At 72.8% G+C, this 18,920-nt stretch carries 16 protein-coding genes and 1 pseudogene; 12 read left to right on the forward strand and 5 right to left on the reverse strand.

Going from position 1 to position 18,920, the window contains the following annotated elements:
- Positions 1–1,171, reverse strand: a 1,171-nt coding sequence (locus tag J7E86_RS04525; RefSeq protein ID WP_215079976.1) for an amino acid permease, incomplete at its 3' end; no start/stop codon positions are given.
- A 391-nt stretch (positions 1,172–1,562) separates the two neighbouring features.
- On the opposite strand from J7E86_RS04525, the gene J7E86_RS04530 reads away from it, so the two are divergent.
- Both J7E86_RS04530 and J7E86_RS04535 read left to right on the forward strand, forming a co-directional pair.
- On the forward strand, positions 1,563–3,149 hold the full coding sequence (locus J7E86_RS04530; protein WP_215079977.1) for a prenyltransferase/squalene oxidase repeat-containing protein: 1,587 nt from the start codon (positions 1,563–1,565) through the stop codon (positions 3,147–3,149).
- A 47-nt stretch (positions 3,150–3,196) separates the two neighbouring features.
- On the forward strand, positions 3,197–4,300 hold the full coding sequence (locus J7E86_RS04535; RefSeq protein WP_215079979.1) for a terpene synthase family protein: 1,104 nt from the start codon (positions 3,197–3,199) through the stop codon (positions 4,298–4,300).
- Here J7E86_RS04535 and J7E86_RS04540 read toward each other — a convergent pair.
- Positions 4,263–4,811: a DUF4232 domain-containing protein gene (locus J7E86_RS04540; RefSeq protein WP_215079981.1), complete on the reverse strand. Its 549-nt coding sequence runs from the start codon at positions 4,809–4,811 to the stop codon at positions 4,263–4,265. The genes J7E86_RS04535 and J7E86_RS04540 overlap by 38 nt on opposite strands.
- Positions 4,812–5,320: 509 nt before the next feature.
- Here J7E86_RS04540 and J7E86_RS04545 point away from each other — a divergent pair.
- From J7E86_RS04545 to J7E86_RS04570, 6 genes are all read left to right on the forward strand, one after another.
- On the forward strand, positions 5,321–6,166 hold the full coding sequence (locus J7E86_RS04545) for an endonuclease/exonuclease/phosphatase family protein (RefSeq protein ID WP_374223765.1): 846 nt from the start codon (positions 5,321–5,323) through the stop codon (positions 6,164–6,166).
- Positions 6,167–6,351: 185 nt separating this feature from the next.
- Positions 6,352–6,522 carry a hypothetical protein gene (locus J7E86_RS04550; RefSeq protein ID WP_215079983.1) on the forward strand — a complete coding sequence of 57 codons (171 nt, stop codon included), beginning with the start codon at positions 6,352–6,354 and terminating at the stop codon, positions 6,520–6,522.
- A 153-nt stretch (positions 6,523–6,675) separates the two neighbouring features.
- On the forward strand, positions 6,676–7,938 hold the full coding sequence (locus J7E86_RS04555) for a hypothetical protein (protein ID WP_215079985.1): 1,263 nt from the start codon (positions 6,676–6,678) through the stop codon (positions 7,936–7,938).
- Positions 7,935–8,447, forward strand: coding sequence for a hypothetical protein (locus tag J7E86_RS04560; RefSeq protein ID WP_215079987.1), 513 nt, complete (start codon positions 7,935–7,937; stop codon positions 8,445–8,447). The genes J7E86_RS04555 and J7E86_RS04560 overlap by 4 nt, the downstream gene beginning before the upstream one ends.
- A gap of 264 nt (positions 8,448–8,711) precedes the next feature.
- Positions 8,712–10,082: an MFS transporter gene (locus tag J7E86_RS04565; RefSeq protein ID WP_215079989.1), complete on the forward strand. Its 1,371-nt coding sequence runs from the start codon at positions 8,712–8,714 to the stop codon at positions 10,080–10,082.
- A 401-nt stretch (positions 10,083–10,483) separates the two neighbouring features.
- On the forward strand, positions 10,484–11,962 hold the full coding sequence (locus J7E86_RS04570; protein WP_215079991.1) for a SulP family inorganic anion transporter: 1,479 nt from the start codon (positions 10,484–10,486) through the stop codon (positions 11,960–11,962).
- A gap of 54 nt (positions 11,963–12,016) precedes the next feature.
- On the opposite strand, the gene J7E86_RS04575 is transcribed toward J7E86_RS04570, so the two are convergent.
- The 3 genes and pseudogenes from J7E86_RS04575 to J7E86_RS04585 form a co-directional block, all read right to left on the reverse strand.
- Entirely contained in the window at positions 12,017–12,286 is a 270-nt protein-coding gene (locus J7E86_RS04575; protein ID WP_215079993.1) for a DUF1876 domain-containing protein, read from the reverse strand.
- Positions 12,287–12,349: 63 nt separating this feature from the next.
- Positions 12,350–12,985, reverse strand: a pseudogene (locus J7E86_RS04580) (phosphoribosyltransferase); the annotation flags it as partial.
- 166 nt (positions 12,986–13,151) lie between these two features.
- Entirely contained in the window at positions 13,152–13,619 is a 468-nt protein-coding gene (locus J7E86_RS04585; RefSeq protein ID WP_215079997.1) for an HIT family protein, read from the reverse strand.
- Between the two features lie 3 nt (positions 13,620–13,622).
- Between J7E86_RS04585 and J7E86_RS04590 the strand changes: the two genes are divergently transcribed.
- The 4 genes from J7E86_RS04590 (at position 13,623) to J7E86_RS04605 (ending at position 18,870) form a co-directional block, all read left to right on the forward strand.
- A complete protein-coding gene (locus tag J7E86_RS04590; RefSeq protein ID WP_215080000.1) occupies positions 13,623–14,387 on the forward strand; it encodes a DUF72 domain-containing protein in 765 nt (254 codons plus the stop codon).
- A gap of 133 nt (positions 14,388–14,520) precedes the next feature.
- Positions 14,521–15,927: a serine/threonine-protein kinase gene (locus J7E86_RS04595; RefSeq protein WP_215080002.1), complete on the forward strand. Its 1,407-nt coding sequence runs from the start codon at positions 14,521–14,523 to the stop codon at positions 15,925–15,927.
- A 152-nt stretch (positions 15,928–16,079) separates the two neighbouring features.
- The gene (locus J7E86_RS04600) at positions 16,080–17,489 is read left to right on the forward strand and encodes a DUF6777 domain-containing protein (protein ID WP_215080004.1); all 1,410 of its coding nucleotides are present in this window, start codon (positions 16,080–16,082) and stop codon (positions 17,487–17,489) included.
- A gap of 103 nt (positions 17,490–17,592) precedes the next feature.
- A complete protein-coding gene (locus J7E86_RS04605) occupies positions 17,593–18,870 on the forward strand; it encodes a TerD family protein (RefSeq protein ID WP_215080006.1) in 1,278 nt (425 codons plus the stop codon).
- The last annotated feature ends 50 nt before the right edge of the window (positions 18,871–18,920 follow it).

Raw genomic sequence — 18,920 nt, forward strand, 5'->3', positions numbered from 1 at the left:
CGGCGATGAAGCCCCACACCACCAGCACGACGCCGCCGACCATGTTCAGCAGCCAGGCGAAGACGGTGGTGGGGTACCAGTACGACAGGAGGACGGCGAAGAAGCCGAACGCCGACGATGCCAGCACCGCCCGCCGCGGCACCCCGCCGGAGACCTTGGCGAGCGCCTTGGGGCCCTGGCCGCGCGAGACCAGGGAGTAGGCCATGCGCGAGGAACCGTAGATGTTGGCGTTCATCGCGGACAGCAGGGCGATCAGGACGACCACGTTCATGATCTGGCCGCCGGCGGGGACGCCGAGGCGGTCGAGGACGGCGGCGTACGGGCCGCTCTCCGTGACGGCCTCGTCGTTCCACGGGATCAGCGTGACGATCGCCAGCATCGAGCCGACGTAGACGATGCCGATCCGCCACATGGTCGTCCGCACGGCCTTGGCCACACCACGCACCGGGTCCTCGGACTCGGCGGCCGCGATGGTCACCGTCTCCAGCCCGCCGTACGCGGCGAGCGAGGCCAGGAGCCCGACCATCAGCCCGTCCATGCCGTGGGGCAGGAAACCGCCGTCGTGGAGGAGGTGCGCGGCGCCGGGGGAGTCGCTGCCGGGCAGGACGCCGAGGACCGCGAGCGCGCCCAGGACCAGGAAGAGGGCGATGGCGGCGATCTTCAGCGCGGCGAACCAGAACTCGAACTCGCCGAAGTTCGAGACCGCGGCCAGGTTGCTGCCGCAGAAGAACGCCATGAAGACCAACACCCACAGCCACGACGGGGTGCCGGGGAACCAGCCCTGCACGATGTGGGCCGCGCCGATCGCCTCGATCGCCACCCCCACCACCAGCAGGGTCCAGAACATCCAGCCCGCGGTGAAGCCGGCCCACGGGCCGATCGCGCGGTCGGCGTGGACGGAGAAGGAACCGGAGGCCGGATTGGCTGCGGACATCTCGCCGAGCATCCGCATCACGAACATCACGAGCAGGCCGGACGCCGCGTAGGCGAGCACGATCGACGGGCCGGCCGCGGCGATGCCCGCGCCGGAGCCCACGAAGAGGCCCGCGCCGATGACGCCACCGAGGGCGATCATCGAAAGGTGCCGCTGCTTGAGCCCGTTCGACAGGGGGGAACCCTGCGGAGGGGAGCCCTCGGCCTGCGGGGGAGGTGCGGTGAGTGTCCGGCTCATGGTCACGCCTGTCCAGTATGCGAGATCGGGAAGCCTTGAGTATGGGCATCCGGGCAGGACTCCGGCCCGGATGTCCGATATTCGGACGGGCGCTTAACGCTGTGTGACCACTTTGTGCCGGATCTCCGTGCGGGGCGCACCCCGCCGGGCGTCCCGCGCGGCGAGCCCGTCGGCCGGCGGACAGGGCGCACCAGCCTCACTGGCACGGTCCTCGCAGGCGGCCGCGCTCCCTGTGCACCCTCGCGCCCGTTCGCACCGCCTTCCCATGGGGCGGGTTGATTTGTCTACTACTTGGGGCCGAGGGGTGGCGGAGCTCGCGACGGCGCCGGACGATGACAGGCCGGACCTCATCCCCCGGCGGGCCACATTGCCGACGCACCGGGAGGGACACATGACACCCGAAGGTTCGTTATGCCGGCCCGGCAGGAGCGCTGTCACCTGCCGTCACCGGCTCGCCCGCCACCTCGAAACCCTGGTCGGTCCGGACGGCGCCCTCGCCGGCCGGTGCGGCAGCCGCATCCTGGAATCCGCGCTCTTCCTGGTCCTCGTCCGTGAACGTCCTCCGGCCGGGACGGCGGCCGCCCGGTGCGCCCCCCTCGTCGCCTACCTCCGCGGCGCCTCGGCGCACGACGGCTGGCAGCCCGTGCTCGCGAGCGCGGTGCTCGGCTCCCTCACCGAGGCGGGCCGTACCACCGCCACCGCCCGCCTGCGGTCCTTCGACCACTTCACCGGGGCCCGCAAGAGGGCACTGCTCGGCACCTGCTTCGCCCTCTGCGGGGTGCTGCCCTACGACACGGGCATCGCCGCGATCGCCGTGCCGCCCCCCGACCGGGTGGCGACCTGGACCCGGCTCGCCCTGCTGGCCACCCGGATCCTGCAGCTCCACGGCACCGGCCGCGCCACCCGCGTCCCCGCGTCCGACATCGTCGAACTGTGGCGGCTGATGCGCTCGGGAAGCACCCGCGAGATATGGGAGGGCAACCTGCTGGCGCACCTGCTCGCGCTGCACGCGCTGCACGCGGTGCGCCCCCGCGACCCCCAGATCGCGGCCGGGCTGGAGGTGCTGGCCTCGCGGCAGAACCCCGACGGCGGCCTCCCCTTCACCGACAGCCATGACGTGTTCCTCACCGCCAAAGCCGGTCTCGTCCTGGCCCGGGCCGGCCGCCCGCGAGCGGTGGTCCGGAGGATGGGCGACTTCGTCGCCGCCTGCCAGCGGCCGGACGGCGGCTGGCCCTACGCCTCCGGGGTGCACCAGACCGACGTGGACTCCACCGCCGTCTGCCTGGAATTCCTGCGCACGGCGGGAGCCCGCCGGTACGCCGCGCACATCGCCCGGGGCGAGGCACAGCTGTTCGGCATGGCCGGCCCCCACGGCGGGTTCCCCACCTACCGGCCCGGCGATCCGTCCGAGGCGGAGATGACCGCCGGTGCGCTGATCGCCCTCAGCCCCGGACGCCGGCCGGACCGCCCCCTCCTGCGGGACGCCGTCCTGTGCCTCCTCGACCAGCAGTGCCGCGACGGAACCTGGCCCAGGAGCTGGACCATCAGCGAGTCCAGCGTCATCGAGCGCGCCGTGCACGCCCTCACCGGTCTGCCGGCCGCCCTCGCCACCGCCCTCGCCCCCCGGATCGGGGACTCCCTGCGGCGGGCCGCCGCCCGCCTGCACCGCACCCAGAACCCCGACGGCGGCTGGGGCCAGACACCGGGTGCCGCCAGCGACCCGATCAGTACCGCCCGCGCCGTCGGGGCCCTCACCTCCGCCCGCGGCCTGCCGCTGCGGCCCGCCACCGGCCCGGCCGCCGCCCGCGGCCTGGCCTGGCTGGTCGCCGCGCAGCGGACCGACGGCAGCTACGCCGGCCCACCGGACCAGGTCGGGCCGCGCCCCATCCCGTACGAAGTCCCCGCACTGGCCAGCATTCACGCCCTGGCCGCCCTCACCGCCCGGCAGCGCGCCGACGGGCTGCCCAGGGCCGGCTGACCGGGCGGCGGCACCGCCTTCGGCCCGATGTCGACGAGAGGACGCATGTGCGAGCAGAAGCAGGAGCACCGCAACGACCGTCCCCCTACGGGCTGGACGGCATCACCGTCCCCGACCCCCGCATGCCCGTCTCCCCGCACCCGCCGAGTCCCTTCCTGGCGGAGGCGGACGCCACCGTGTGGTCCTGGCTGGACGCCTACGGCATCTGCCAGTCGCCCGCCTCGCAGCGCAATCTGCGCCGGGCCCGGATCACCCTCACCACCGCCATGGCGTACCCCGGCGCGGACCGGGACACCCTGGCGCGCCTCGCCCGGTGGCTGCACTGGACGTTCATCATGGACGACGAGTTCGACGACGGCCCCGACGGCCGGGACGCCGTCCGCTGCGAGGCCGCCCTCACCTCCCTCCTGCGCGTCCTGGAGGGAGAGGCCGGCCGGACACCGGCCACCCGGGCCCTGGCCGACATCTGGCACGGGCTGCTGAGCGGAAGGTCACCGAGCTGGCGCCGGGCCTTCCGCCGTGACGTCGAGGGCTGGTTCTGGTCCTACTACGAGGACACCGTCGACCGGGCCGCGGACCACTACCCCCGCCTCGCCGCCTACCGGCGCCAGCGCGCGCGGGGAGTCGGCGCGTACATGTTCCTCACGCTCGCCGAACTCGGCGCCGGCGTCGACCTGCCCGAGACGGTGCGCCATGTGTCCGCCCTGGTGGACCTGCGCCACGCCGCGGCCGAGTACACCGGTCTCAACAACGACCTCTGGTCGGTCGCCAAGGACCGCTCGGTGGGCGTCTTCCACAACGCGGTGATGCTCATCGAGCACCACGAGCGGTGCACCCTCCAGGACGCCGTCGACCGGCTGGCCGGTCTGCTCGCCGACTGCGCGGAGCGGATGGCCGCGGCCCGGCGCGTTCTGCCCGGACAGCTCGACGCCGCCGGGATCGGCGGGCGGACCCGTGCCGACGTGCTCGCCTGCGCCGCCGCGTACGGCACCTTCGTCCGCGGCTGCTACGACTACTACCACCAGGTCGACCGCTACACTCGCGCCGACCCCGACCGCACCACCGGCGAACTGGCGCCCGTCCACCGGCTCTTCACCCCCGCGTCCGCGCTCGTCAGCCGCGTACCGGGACCTTGTGAGCCACCGCCGTGACGTGGAGCTCGCCCCGGTCGACCATGTCGCCCAGGGCGATGACGTGGTACGTCCTGGCTCCCGGCGGGGTCACGCGCAGATAGTCGGCCTGGTGGGCCTCGGTGCCGGAGTGCGTCCAGGCGACGTTGGCCTGCGCGGCCTCGCCCGGCTGGAGGCGGACGACCTTGTTGCCGGGGTCGTCCGCGTACCAGGTGCTGCCCCACACCGTGCGCGTGGGCAGCGAGGAGTGGCGGGCGTTCTCCAGCCCCAGGCCGGGGTAGCCGCGCAGCGCGCAGGCGTGGTCCGAGGCGTTCCGGAATTCGAGGGTGCCACCGGCGTGGCTCATGCCTCCGCCGAGCCGTTCGTGGAAGCCGATCCTCAGGTCGGGGGTGCCGCAGGTGGCGACCGCCCGTGGCTCGGCGGACGGTCGCGCCGGCTCGGCCTGGGCGGCTCCCGCGCCGGCGGTCACGACGAGTGCCGTGCCCACAGCGGCGGCGGTGGCGACGAGCTTCGTGGCGGTGGGGCGTATCACGACGAGGTCCTTTCGACGGCGGGCTGGAGTCGTGTCCGGGCCCGGCCCACGGCCGGACCCACGGGCCGCCTACCCATGACGTGTGGGTGAACACCCCGGAAACCGGCCGTGGGAGCGGCGCGGCCCGCCGGTCACCGCTGCCCGGTGAAGGCCCCGTTCGACACCGGGGTGGACGAGCCCCCTCTCGCGCCCGCCCGGGAACCGGCAGGTCGGCTCTCTGCGCGGGTGTCATCCGGCTGTCCTTCGGACCACTTGACAGCCGTCCTTCACCGGCATGTGCTAATGGCCGGAGATGTCGGCGCAGAGCCGCGGTGCCGGTGGGTGATGCCGCGCGGTACCCGGCCCTGGCGGTCGTGCGGCATCCGCGCGAGCGTCGTCGAGCCCGTACCGCGACTCTTGGGGGCACCGTGGCCGCATCCGCTCCGTTTCCCGGGTACGGCGTTCCGGGGCACGGTGCGTCGAGCCGCCGTTCGGCCCTGCGGGCGACGGCCGGCACGGTGACGGCGGGCGTGCCCCGCGTCGCCGGTGCGGACCCCACCGCCCTGGCCCGCCCCGGCGGCGGCGGGGCCGGCGCCCAGGACGGGCTGCGGGTGATGACCTTCAACCTCCGGTTCGCCTCGGAGGAGGGGCCGCACCCCTGGTCCGCGCGCCGGCCGGTCGTGCGACGCCTGCTCCGTCGCGAGGCGCCGCACCTGCTGGGCACCCAGGAGGGGTTGTACGGGCAACTGCGGGACATCGCCGACGATCTGGGGTCCCGCTACGCGTGGGTCGGCCTGGGCAGGGAGGGAGGCAGCCGCGGTGAACACACCGCCGTCTTCTACGACACCGGCCGGCTCGACCCCCTGGAGTACGACCACTTCTGGCTGTCCGACACGCCCTCGCTGATCGGCTCGACCACTTGGGGCAACACCGTCGTCCGCATGGCCACCTGGGTGCGTTTCGCCGACCGCCGGACCGGCACGCGGTTCCTCGCCCTCAACACCCACCTCGACCACAGCCGTCAGTACGCGCGCGAACGCTCCGCCGGCCTGATCGTCAGCCGGCTGCACGTACCGGACACGGCGCTTCCGCGCATCGTCACCGGTGACTTCAACGTCCCGGCCCATCGCAACCCCGTCCACGACGCCATGCTGGACGGCGGTTTCCTCACCGACACGTGGGACACGGCGGCCGAACGCGGGCCCCAGTACGCCACGTTCCACGGCTACCGACCCCTGGTGCCCGACGGGGACCGCATCGACTGGATCCTCGCGTCGCCGTCGGTCCGCACGGCGCGTGCGGACATCAACACGTTCGCCGTACGGGGTCAGTTCCCCAGCGATCACCTGCCGGTCCAGGCCGTCATGCATCTGTGACGGCCGACTCGCGGTGCGGTGCGGGCGGTTGACTCCGTCGTGGGTCAACTCGCGGGCCAAACGGCGCATTGGGTGACCGTCCAATTATCAATCATTGACACTTCCTTGGCCTTGCCTTTACTGTCTGATGGTGCGACACCCGCGCACTTGCATTGCCGTGTTCTTCACCTTTCGGAGGTCCAGAAATGGAAAGTCTCATCAAGAAGATGGCTCAGGACGGCGTGTGGCAGGGCTGGGTCGCGGCCAATTCCTCGAATGCCGCGAAGGACGGATGCATCAGCGTGGCCAAGGACGGCTGCATCAGTGTCGCCAAGTCCGGTTGCATCAGCGTGACCAAGGCCGGCTGTATCTCCTGACCGCTGTCCGGTAGTTCTCGCGGAGCGGGCCGCCGGCGGTTTCCCCGCCGATGGCCCGTTCCGCCCGGGGCCGGCCGCCCTCCGCACCGAGCTCTCCGCTCCGGCACCGCTTCCGCAGGCTTCCGTCCCTTTCCGGCACCACTCGAGGTGGCAATGAATGGTCAGCCGTCCGCCGACGTCCTCGACCGCGTCCGGGACATCCCGATCTACCGGTCGTCGATCGAGCGCGGTCACTTCCCCCTGCTCGAAAAATCCGAGATTGCCCGCGGGTTCCCGGACAACTGGATGACGCCCCGGCTCGCCGAGGCACTGGCCGCCGGTGAGGCGGAGTTCGTCCTCTCGACGGGCACCAATCACGCCCGCATGCAGATCATCCGCCCCCCGTACTTCCTGCTCAACTCCTACTACCGGCTGTGGAGCGAGCACCCCGACATCTCCGCCACCTGGGAGGAGGGCTGCCGGCGCGTCTCCCTGACCACCGTGCTGGCGACCGAGCACGTCGCACGGGTCAACGCGCGGAAGCGCGGCGCCGAACCGGACGCGGAGCCGGGCCTCGCCGCCCGGCGGCTCGACGCGCGCACGTTCTATGTGAACCTCCGCCTGGACCCGGCCCTCTGGGAGCGCGAGGACGTCGAACGGATGCTCGCCGAGATGCGGACGGCCGAGCGGGCGCATCCCCGCGGCCGGTACCACCTCGACTGCTCCGGGAATCACCTGGCGCATCTCCTGAACAAGGTGAATCAGTGGGGCCTGTGGGATGAATTCCCGCAGCCCGCCAGCATTGTCCACGCCTACGAATACACCCCGGTCAACGTCCGCCGTTTCCTGCGCCAGTACTTCGCCTGCCCGATCATCGATCTGTTCGGCAGTACGGAGCTGGGGTACCTCTATTACAGCGACCGCCGCGGCCGTTACCGGCCCTATCTCGACCGTATGAGTGTCGAACTCCTTCCGGTCGCTCCCGGCAGCACCATCCACAACCTCATCGTGACCAGCGTGCGCAACCCGTACATGCCGCTGATCCGGTACCGCTCGGGAGACTGCGTCCGCACACTGGACGGCAGCCCGGATCCGGACAAGATCTCCAGCTTCTGCGGCCGGGAGAAGGAGCTCCTGCCCACGCCCCACGGCCCCGTCGCCCAGGGAGACCTCGACGAACGCGTCGCCGCCGCGTCGCCGCGGATCTTCCTCCACCAGCTGCGGCTGACGGGCGACACCGAAGCCGCGCTGCACTACACGACGTTCGACGGCCGGCCCCTCGGGGCGGCCGAGTCCGCCGCGCTGGCGAGCGGCGTCGGGGAACTGACCGCGCGCCGGTGCCGGCTCGAACACCGCACCCATATCGCCATCGGGAAGTCCGGGAAGTACGCCTGGCTCGCGAAGGACGTCGGACCCACCCGGACGGGACAGTCATGACCACCAAGCCCCTCGTCTCCGCCGACGACCTGACGTCGCTCCTCGGCGACCGCCTGCACACCGAAGTGGTCGGCCACTTCACCGACAGCACGGACGCGGACGCCGCGTACGTGGAGCGCCAGGTCCTCGAATGCCTGCGGTACCTCTACCTCATCTCCCGCCACCGCGAGCAGCTCGGTGGCCTCTTCCTGCCGGTCGAGCAGGACATCGACGAGATCTGGCACTACCTCATCCTCCAGACCCGCGAATACCGGGAACTGTGTGAGGAGCGGCTGCCCGGCGGATTCTTCATCCACCACCGCAGCATCGGCTACGAGGACTACCAGCGCGAGCCCGGCCGGGAACAGGCCATCGAGGAGGCCCTGCGCTGGATCCCCCTGTACCGCGCGGCGTTCGGCCCGTTCGACGAGGGTGCCCTGCCGCACTGGACGATCGTGCGCTTCCTCCACGAGCGGATGAGCATGTCGCTGGGTGACATCGCCGCACTAGAACCGCTGGGCACGGCATAGCGACGGCGCGTCCGGCAGCACGCGTCCTCCCGCGGACACCGGGAGACCCGTCGGACTCCTGGAAGACAAGGGGAAGGAACCATGAGCGCAGAGCCCGGTGAACCGGACGCGCACGACAGACGCGGAACACCGGCGGCCGGCGCCCCACGGGCAACCGAGGCCGCCGGGACCGCCGGGACCGCGGGGACTGCCGGGACCGCGGGGACTGCCGGGGCCGCGGGGACTGCCGGGGCCGCTGACGCCTCCGAGCCTTCCGAGGGCGCCGTGCTCCGCGAGGTATCCGAGACCCCTAAGGTCTCCGAGACCCCCGAAGCCCCTGAGGTCCCCGAGCAGAAGCGGGTCCTGACCGTCCTCGTGATATCCCAGGTGCTCAGCGGCGCGGGCCTGGCCGCGGGGATCACGGTCGGTGCGCTGCTCGCCGAGGAGATGCTCGGCTCGACGGGCCTCGCGGGGCTGCCCAGCGCCCTGTTCACCGCCGGGTCCGCGCTCGGTGCGCTGGGCGTCGGCCGGCTCTGCCAGCGGTGGGGACGCCGACCCGGGCTGGCTGTGGGCTACGGCGTCGGCGCCCTCGGCAGCCTCGGCGTCGTCCTGGCCGCCGCCGTCGACAGCGTGCCGCTGCTCCTCCTCTCCCTCCTGGTGTACGGGGCGGGGACCGCCACCAATCTGCTGGCCCGCTACGCCGGCGCGGACCTGGCCTCGCCCGCCCGGCGCGGCCGCGCGGTCAGCACCGTCCTGTTCGCCACGACGCTCGGCGCGGTGATCGGCCCGACGCTGGTGAGCGCCACGGGCGAGGTCGCACACGCCTGGGGCGTGCCCCGCCTCACCGGACCGTTCATGCTGGCCGTGGTCGCGTTCACGGCGGCCGCGGCCGTCCTCGGCGGCTTCCTGCGCCCCGACCCGCTGCGTCTGGCACGGGCCCTGGCCGCCGGACCCGCCGGACCCGCCGGACCCGCTGCAGCGGCCGAGGAGGCGCCGGCGGCCCGGACGGACAGGCGCGGCATCGCCACCGGCACGGCGGTCATGGTCCTCACCCAGCTCGTGATGATCGCCATCATGACGATGACGCCCGTCCACATGCGGGCCCACGGTCATGACACCCGGGCGGCCGGGCTGGTCATCGCCCTGCACGTGGGAGCCATGTTCCTGCCCTCACCGCTCACCGGCCTGCTCGTCGACCGCCTCGGCCGGGTGTGGGTCGCCGTCGCGTCCGGGGTCACGCTGCTCGCCGCCGGTGTCCTCGCCGCCCTGGCGCCGCCGCACTCCATGGCGACCCTCGCCGCGGCACTCGTGCTGCTGGGCCTCGGCTGGAACTTCGGGCTGATCAGCGGCACCGCCATCGTCACCGACGCCGTACCGCTCGCCCACCGTGCCTCGACACAGGGCATGGTCGACGTCGGCATCGCGCTCGCCGGTGCCACCGGTGGCCTTGCCTCCGGTGTGGTGGTCGCGGCGAGCGGTTTCTCCGTCCTGGCGGCGGGCGGGGCACTCCTCGCGCTGGCGGTCGTGCCCGTACTCGCCCTGGCCGCGCGTCCGCCGCGTACGTCCTCCGCCGGGGCCGCCGCCCCCGTGCCGGCCGCAGGCGGGCCGCATGCCTGCCCGGCCGGGCACACGGGAGGCGAAGTTGAGCGGAGCTGAGGGCTTGTCAGTTCACCGTGTGCGGCAGGCGCGAGAGCGTTCGGAGGCGACGATGGGCGCACGCCCCCGTAGTCCGCCGCAGGCCGCACACCCGTTAAGCAGTCAAGAACATGATAGGAGGAGTCTTTACCTCCCAAGTCAAGGTAATGTGAGGGTAAAGGGCCGCTGTGGCCGCCGCGCGGGAGCGCGTATGGTCGCCGCGGGTTCCGGACGCACGAGTGTGCACCGCACCACCCCGTGGTGGTCCTCCGTTCCTCCTTCGCGTTCCCGTGTCCGACGCGCATGCCCGCCCGCTCAAGGGAGTCCGGCCCGGCACCGCCCGCTCCGCCGGGCCGCCGCGACCGTCCCGGCCCGCTCCACCGCTCCCCTGCCCGCTCCTCCCTTCCGCTCGGAAGGACCTCATGTTCCCGACTCTCAAGGATCCCGGCGGCCTGCGCCGGGACGCCCTGGCCTCACTCGTCGTCTTCCTCGTGGCCCTGCCGCTGTGCGTCGGGGTGGCCGTCGCCTCCGGCGTGCCCGCCGAACTCGGCCTGATCACCGGCATCGTGGGCGGCCTGGTCGTGGGCGCCCTGCCCGGCAGCACCTTCCAGGTCAGCGGCCCGGCCGCCGGTCTGACCGTCCTGGTCGCCGAAGCCGTCCAGGAGTTCGGACTCGGCGCTCTCGGCGTCATCGTCCTGGCCACCGGCGTCCTGCAAGTCGCCCTCGGCGCCCTGCGGCTGGGCCGCTGGTTCCGGGCGATATCGGTCGCCGTCGTCCAGGGCATGCTCGCCGGCATAGGGCTCGTCATCCTCCTCGGCCAGCTGTACACCATGTCCGGCCACCAACAGCCCGGCTCCGGCCCGGAGAAGATCGCGGGAATCCCGGCCCTGTCCGCCAGGATCGCCACCGACCGGGACAACCTGACCGCCTTCGCGGTCGGTGCCGCCACCATCGCCGTGCTGGTCCTCTGGAAGAAACTCCCGCGCCGGGCCCGCACGGTACCCGCGCCCCTCGCGGCGGTCGCGCTGGCCACGGCCGTCACCGCCCTGGCCGGGCTGTCCGTCGCCCGCGTCGAGGTCGAGGGGCTGCTCGGGGCGGTCCAGCCGCCCGGCCCGGACGACTTCACCGCGCTGACCGGCCTCGCCTGCCTCAGCACCGTCCTGGCCTTCACCCTCATCGCCTCGGCGGAAAGCCTCTTCAGCGCCGCCGCCGTCGACCGCATGCACCGCGGTCCCCGCACCGACTACGACAAGGAGCTCATGGCACAGGGCGTCGGCAACGCCCTGTGCGGTGTCCTCGGCTCGCTGCCCATGACCGCCGTCATCCTCCGCAGCGCCGCCAACGTCCAGGCCGGAGCGGTCAGCGCCCTCTCCCGCTTCCTGCACGGACTGTGGCTCCTGCTGTTCGCCGCCCTGCTGCCGGCCGCGATCGGCGTCATCCCGCTGGCCGCCCTCGCCGGCGTCCTCGTCCACGCGGGCTGCAAGCTCATCCCCGTCAAGGACCTGTGGCCGCTGTGGCGCGACCACCGCGGCGAGGCCGTCGTCCTCGCCGTGACCGCCCTCGCCATCGTCGTCACCAACATGTTCGAGGGTGTCCTCCTCGGCCTGGTGCTCGCCGTCGTCAAGACGGCATGGGAGACCTCCCACATCCACGTGGAGGTCCACCCGCGGGCCGACGGAGGGCTCACCGTCACGATCACCGGCAACGCGACGTTCCTCCGGCTGCCCCGGATGCTCGAAACCCTCGAAGCCCTCCCCGGGAATCGCCCCGTCGAACTCGATCTCTCCCAGCTGCGCCACCTCGACCACGCCTGCCGCACGGCGCTCGTCGCCTGGGCCGACCGCCACGGAGCCACGATCAGGGCCGTCGCCCACCAAGGCGCCCCGGACACCGGCACATGACGAAGCGCGGGGCCGGACGACCCCGGCGCCCCTACGGGAACGCGCACCGGCGCGTCAGTGCGTCAGATGCGCCGGTGTGTGGGTGACCTCCTCGATGTCGACGCCCGCTTTCTCCAGGAGCTGCTCGACCAGGCCGTGCAGCGCGCGGGCCGCCGCGACCTCCTCGCCGACGCGCTGCTGGCCGGGGTCGTCCGGATGGCGGTTGGTGACGCCGTGCGCCGTGAGCTCCGTACCGTCCTGCATCCGCAGCACCGCCGCCGCCTGTGTCAGGGCACCAGCCTCACGGAACTCGATCTCCACATTGCACTTGACGATCGTCTCCATGGCGATCACACCTCCAGCGATTCATGGTCCCGCCCGGTTCCCGCCGCCGGGCCCGGCCCCCTGTGCGGCGTTGCCGCGCCGCAGCAGATCGACGACCTCCTCGTCCTCGGTCTGGGAGAAGTCCTGGTACCACTCGCCGACCGCGAAGAAGACGGGCGGCGTCATCAGGCAGACCAGTTCGTCGACCTCCGCGGCCAGTGCCCGTGCCGCGTCGGTCGCGGACACCGGCACGGCCAGGACGACCCGCGCCGCGCCATGGGCCCGCGCCACCCGGCAGGCGGCCGAGGCCGTCGAGCCGGTGGCGACCCCGTCGTCGACCACGACGGCCGTACGACCGTCCAGCGGCACCCTCGGACGGCCGGCGCGGAACGCCTCCGCCTGCCGCGCCAGCTTGGTCTCCTCGTGCGCCTGCACCTCGGCGAGATCGTCCTCGTCCACCCTGCTCATCCGCATGATGTCGGCGTTGAGGACCCGTATCCCGTCCTCGCCGAGCGCCCCGAACCCCACTTCCTCGTGGAGCGGCACGCCGAGCTTGCGTACGAGGATCACATCGAGCGGGGCCGCCAGGGCGCGGGCGACCTCGTAGGCCACCGGGACGCCGCCGCGCGGCAGCCCGAGGACCACCGTGTCCGGCCCACGCAGGTGTCCCAGCCGCTCGGCGAGCCGGCGGCCGGCGTCCACCCGGTCACGGAATTCCATGATCCACCTCTGGTCCCGGCAGCCGGCTCCGGAGGACGAGGGAGTCCTGCGTCCGCTCCGCGTCCGCGCTTCACCCATACGGATCTGTTCTACATCCAATATGGCCAGATTCTGGCGGATCGTCCACGGGAAGTGACCGGGGCGGGCGTCGCGCCCGGCCGCCGGGTCAGCCCCGCTCCAGAGCCGCCCTCACCCGCGCCGCGACCTCCGCCGCCTCCTCGTCCGAGGCATAGCGCCCCCGGGGCCAGAAGAAGCCCCGCAGCCCGTCCTTGTGGTTGCGTGGCACGACATGGACATGGAAGTGCGGTACGGACTGGCTCACCCGGTTGTTGGCGGCCACGAACGACCCCGTCGCGCCCATGCCCCGCTCCACCGCGCCCGTGATCCACCGCACCCGCGTGAAGAACGGGCCCACCTCCGCCGCCGGCAGATCGGTGAGCGTCTCGGCGTGCCGCCTCGGCACCACCAGCACATGGCCGGGAAAGAGCGGCCGGACGTCCAGGAAGGCCACCGCCGCATCGTCCGCGAAGACCCGGTGCCCGGCCGACTCGCCCGCCGCGATCGCACAGAAGACACAGTTCACGTCATCGCACCCCCGCTGGTGGCGGATCCGCTGTCCCGGGGCAAGGATCATCGCATGCCCCTCCTCGTCGGAACCTCGGGATGGCAGTACAAGGACTGGCGTGGCGTCCTCTACCCCGCGGACCGGCCGCAGCGCCTGTGGCTGGAGGAGTACGCCCGGCACTTCGCGACCGTGGAGAACAACAACGCCTTCTACCGGCTGCCCACGCCCGAGATCTTCGCCGACTGGCGCGAGCGCACCCCCGAGGGCTTCGTCATGGCGGTCAAGGCCAGCCGCTACCTCACCCACATCAAGCGGCTCCGCGACCCCGAGGAACCCGTCGGGCGCCTGCTGCGCCACGCCGCCGGCCTGGGCGACCGGCTGGGCCCCGTCCTGCTCCAGCTGCCGCCCACCCTCCGCGCCGACCCCGGACTCCTGGACGCGGCGCTGGCCTGCTTCCCGGCGGGGCGGAAGGTGGCGGTCGAACCCCGGCACACGTCGTGGTGGAACGACGAGATCCGCTCCGTCCTCGAACACCGCGGAGCCGCGCTCTGCTGGGCCGATCACGGCTCACGGCCGGTGACCCCGCTGTGGCGCACCGCCGGATGGGGCTATGTGCGCTTCCACAGCGGCCGGGCCCGGCCCTGGCCGTGCTACGGGCGCCAGGCGCTCACCACCTGGGTGGGGCGGATCGCCGAGCGGTGGCCCGACCGGGCGGAGGTGTTCGCCTACTTCAACAACGACCCCGGCGGAGCCGCCGTCCACGACGCCGCCGCGTTCGCACGGATCGCCTCCCACCTCGGACGCACCGTCAGCCGCACGCCTGAAAAGGCGAGTTGAGTCCCATCGCCGCGGAACGCATCGGATGCCGCGCATCGGGGAACGGGACGGAGGGCTGCGTCGTCTCAGCCAACGTGGCCCGATTGCGCACGGCCCAGGGGGGTGCCGGACGCAGGGGGAAGGGGCGTACGACATGGACGGGGAGCGACGGAATTCCTTACTGGCCGGGCGGTACCGGCTCGTCGACCAACTGGGCAGCGGTGGCATGGGGGTGGTCTGGCGCGCCGTCGACGAACTCCTCGACCGCGAGGTCGCGGCCAAGGAGGTCAGGGCCCCGGACCACCTGAGCGAGCAGGACGTACGGGTCCTCTACGCGCGCCTGAAGCAGGAAGCGCGCGCCGCGGCCCGCGTCAACCACCCGTGCGTCATCACGGTGCACGACGTCGTCGAGCAGGAGGGCCGCCCCTGGATCGTCATGGAGTTCGTACGCGGCCGGTCGCTCGCCGACGTCCTCCAGCACGACGGGGTGCTCGATCCCAGGGAGGCGGCCAAGGTCGGCTCCATGATCCTCCAGGCCCTGCGCAGCGCGCACGCCTCCGGAGTGCTGCACCGCGACGTCAAACCCGCCAACGTCCTGCTCCAGCCCGACGGCAGGGTGGTCCTCACCGACTTCGGCATCGCCCTGGTCGAGGGCTCCGGCACGCTCACCCGCACCGGCGACCTCGTCGGCTCACCGGACTTCCTCGCGCCGGAACGGGCACTGGGGGAGCGGCCGGGAGCCCCGTCGGACCTGTGGTCGCTGGGCGCGACGCTGTACGCGGCCGTCGAGGGCGTCTCCCCCTTCCGGCGCACCTCGGCGCTGAGCACGCTGCACGCCGTGGTCCAGGAGGACCCGCCGGTGCCGCGCCGCGCCGGCCCGCTCACCCCGCTGCTCGAAGGGCTGCTCCGCAAGGACCCGCGGGCCCGCATGGGCTCGGAGGAGGCACTGCGGATGCTCGACGCCGTCGCCGCCGGGCACCCGACCACCCAGCACGGCGGGGCCGGGGTGATACCGGGCCGGGGGTACGTACCGACGGCGGTCGCCACGCCCGCACCCACGCCCGCGCCCGTGACGGCACCGGCGCGGCCGACGCCCGTATCGCCCTCTCCGACGCCCGGGCCGGCCGCTCACGGGTCCGGGCCCGCCCTGCCGCTGTACGGCAGGCTGACGGAGTCCGGCTCGCTGCGCGCGCCCGGCGCCGGGCCGGGCGGCGGGGAGGCGGTGGTGGTCACCGGCCGCCCGCCGGCGGTCCCCGTGCCGCCGCCCACACGGCGCCGCCTGGTGGCCCTGTTCTTCGGCTCGCTGCTGGCGCTCCTGCTCATCGGCGGCGGGGCCGTCGCCGTACTGGCCGCCCGGGGCGCGGAGGACCCGGGAACCAGCGGCGGCAGCGTGTCCACCGGGACCCCGGGGCCCACCGGCGACGACACCACGGCGGAAACCTCCCCTCCGGCCACGGACCCGTCGGCCGATCCGTCCACGGAGCCCACGCCGCCGTCATCGGCGGGGAGCACCGCGGGCTCCTGCGGCGGCGGCTGGGTGGCGACCTGCCTGACGAGGTGAGCGCCGCCCGTGCGATCCGTCCGTTCGATCCGACCCGTCCGACCCGTCCAATCCGTGCGACCCATCCAATCCGTCCGACCCACCCAAATCCGTGCGACTCGTCAGAACCAGAGATTCGTCAGAACCACAGACCGGCTATCGGGGGTGCGTACATGCGGCTGAAATCTGTCCTGTCCGCGGGAGCGGAGCGCGAGCGCGTCGCGCCGGACATACGGCGCCTCGCGGCCCGGCGCCGCAGGCTCCGGGTCGTCTCGCTGCTGACCGTGTCCGCTCTGCTGGGCGGCGCGGGTGCCGCCGGCTGCGGCTCGGCACAGAAGAAGAAGGTGGCCCAGCTCGTGCTGGAGGCCGTCGGCGTGATCGGCGTCGACCCGTTCCTCCGGCACCCGGACGTCGACGTCCGGGGCGTCACGCCGCCGTCGCGCGGCGGCGGTGAGGTGGCGGTGGACGCCCGCGGGGCGTTCGGCGGCACCCGCGGCACCACGCGGTGCGACAAGGCACTGCTGATCAAGGAGATCACCAAGGACGCCGCCATGGCCAAGGCGTGGGCCGAGGTGCGCGGCATCGGACAACAGCGGATCGCCGAGCACATCAACGGCCTGACCGAGGTCAACCTGGAGTACGACACCCTGGTCAAGAACCACAACTACCAGGGCGACGGCCGCACGACCGAGTACCTCTCGGTGCTGCAGAAGGGCGTGGTCGTCCTCAACGACCCCTTCCGGGGACCCGCGGTGAAGTGCACCTGCGGGAACCCCCTCACGCCCCCCGACCGCGACGTGGATCTGCGGGCGTCGACCTACAAGGGCATCCACTGGGAGTCCTTCAGCAGTACCGAGGTCACCGTCATCAAGCCGAGGCCGAAGGACGCGGGCCCGGTGAAGAGGTATCCGCTCGTCGACCCGTTCGCGGGCGACAAGGCGTTCGACCGGGCGGTCGGCAGTGACGGTACAGAGGACTCCAAGGTCTTCAAGTGGGACCCACCGCCACGTGCCTCGGGCTCGCCCTCCGCCTCGTCGTCCTCGTCCTCCTCCTCGTCCTCGCCTTCGGCGTCCGGTTCGTCCTCGCCCGGGCAGTCCTCCGATCCGTCGGCGTCCGGCAGCGGCGAGCGGACGTCGTCGCCCTCCACGGCGACGAAGCCGCCGACGAGCCCCGTGCGGCCCCCGACGACGAACGCGCCCTCGTCGCCACCGCGGACGATCGTGCCGACCCGTCCGCCGACGACGGTCAAGCCACCGACGACGGTCAAGCCGCCGACGACGGTCAAGCCGCCGACGACGGTCAAGCCTCCGCCCACCTCGGACAGGCCACCGACCCCCGCGGCCAAGCCGCAGACCCCGACCGTGCCCAAGCCTCCGCCGTCCGAGCCCAGGCCGCAGGCACCGAGCGAGGCCCGAACCGTGGCCCCGCCACCCTCGATGGCGAGGCCCGCCGTGCCGCCGTCCGTCGCGAAACCCGCCCCGCCCACGGTGCCCCAGCCCCCCGTCCACCCACCGACCGCGGCCGAACCCGCCCAGCCTCCCCGGCAGTCGGCCGCGAAGCCGCCGCCCGCCTCCGGCCCCTGAGCGAGCGATCCGGCAGGGCCCCGGGAAACCGGGGAATCCCTGGAAAAGCCGCCAGGGTACGTTGGGTCCCTTGCAAGGACGCGACAGTTCACAGGGGTGGAATATGGGGATGCAGAAGGGCACCAATGTCCGGATTCCGGCATCGGCGGTGCGGATCGAGCTGGGCTGGCGTCCGGCCCCGGGCACACCGGACGTCGACGCCTCCGCGCTGCTCCTGTCGGCCGGCAAGGTCCGCTCCGACGCGGACTTCGTCTTCTACAATCAGGCGGCCCACCCCTCCGGCGCCGTCCGCTACGAAGGCAAGCGGCCGGCCGGCGACACCGTGACCGACGTCCTGTCCGTCGACCTCGCCGCCGTCGAGCCCGCCATCGAGACCGTGGTCCTGGCCGCCTCCGCCGACGGCGGCGCGTTCGGCCAGGTGCCCGGCCTCCACATCCGGGTCCTCGACGCGGCGGGCGGCGCCGAACTCGCCCGCTTCGACAGCACCGACGCCACGGTCGAGACCGCCTTCGTGCTCGGCGAGCTCTACCGCCGTCAGGGCGAGTGGAAGTTCCGGGCCGTCGGCCAGGGCTACAGCAGCGGGCTGGAGGGGCTCGCCACCGACTTCGGCATCACCGTCGACGAACCCCAGGCGGCGCCCACCCACGAGCTGCCGGGACAGCCGGCGCCACAGCCCGTACGGCCCGCGCAGGCGCCCGTACCGCCGCCCCCGCCGGCCGCACCGCCCGCCCCGCCCCAGCCCGTGCGCCTGACGAAGGTCACGCTCACCAAGGAGGCGCCGGCCGTCTCCCTCACCAAGCAGGGCGGCACGTCCGGGGCGCTGCGCGTCAACCTCAACTGGCAGGTGCGCAAGCAGTTCACCGGCTGGAGCCAGCGGATCGGCAAGGCCATGGCCATGCACTCCGACCTCGACCTCGACCTCGGCGCGCTCTTCGAGCTCCGCGACGGCAGCAAGGGCGTGATCCAGGCGCTGGGCAACTCCTTCGGGTCGTTGCACCAGCCACCGTTCATCCACCTCGACGGCGACGACCGGACCGGGGCGTCGGCGGCCGGTGAGAACCTGACCGTCAACCTCGATCACATCGCCGACTTCCGGCGCATCCTCGTCTTCGTGACGATCTACGAGGGCGCCCGGAGCTTCGCCAACCTCAACGCCACCGTCACCCTCCAGCCGCAGCACGGCGCGCCCGTCGACTTCTCGCTCGACGAGTGCACCGTGCCCTCCACCGTCTGCGCGCTGGCCCTGATCACCAACCACGACGGTGACCTCGTCGTCCAGCGCGAGGCCCGTTACCTCGTGCCGGACCGCGGTGTCAGCCCGCAGCGCACGCTGGACCGCGCCTACGGCTGGGGCATGAACTGGACGCCCGGCCGCAAGTAGCCCTCGCTAGGCCGTGTCCGGCGGATCATTGTGAGCGGGCGGCTGCGGGC

The organism is Streptomyces sp. ISL-11 (assembly GCF_018614525.1).
Taxonomy (GTDB): Bacteria; Actinomycetota; Actinomycetes; order Streptomycetales; family Streptomycetaceae; genus Streptomyces.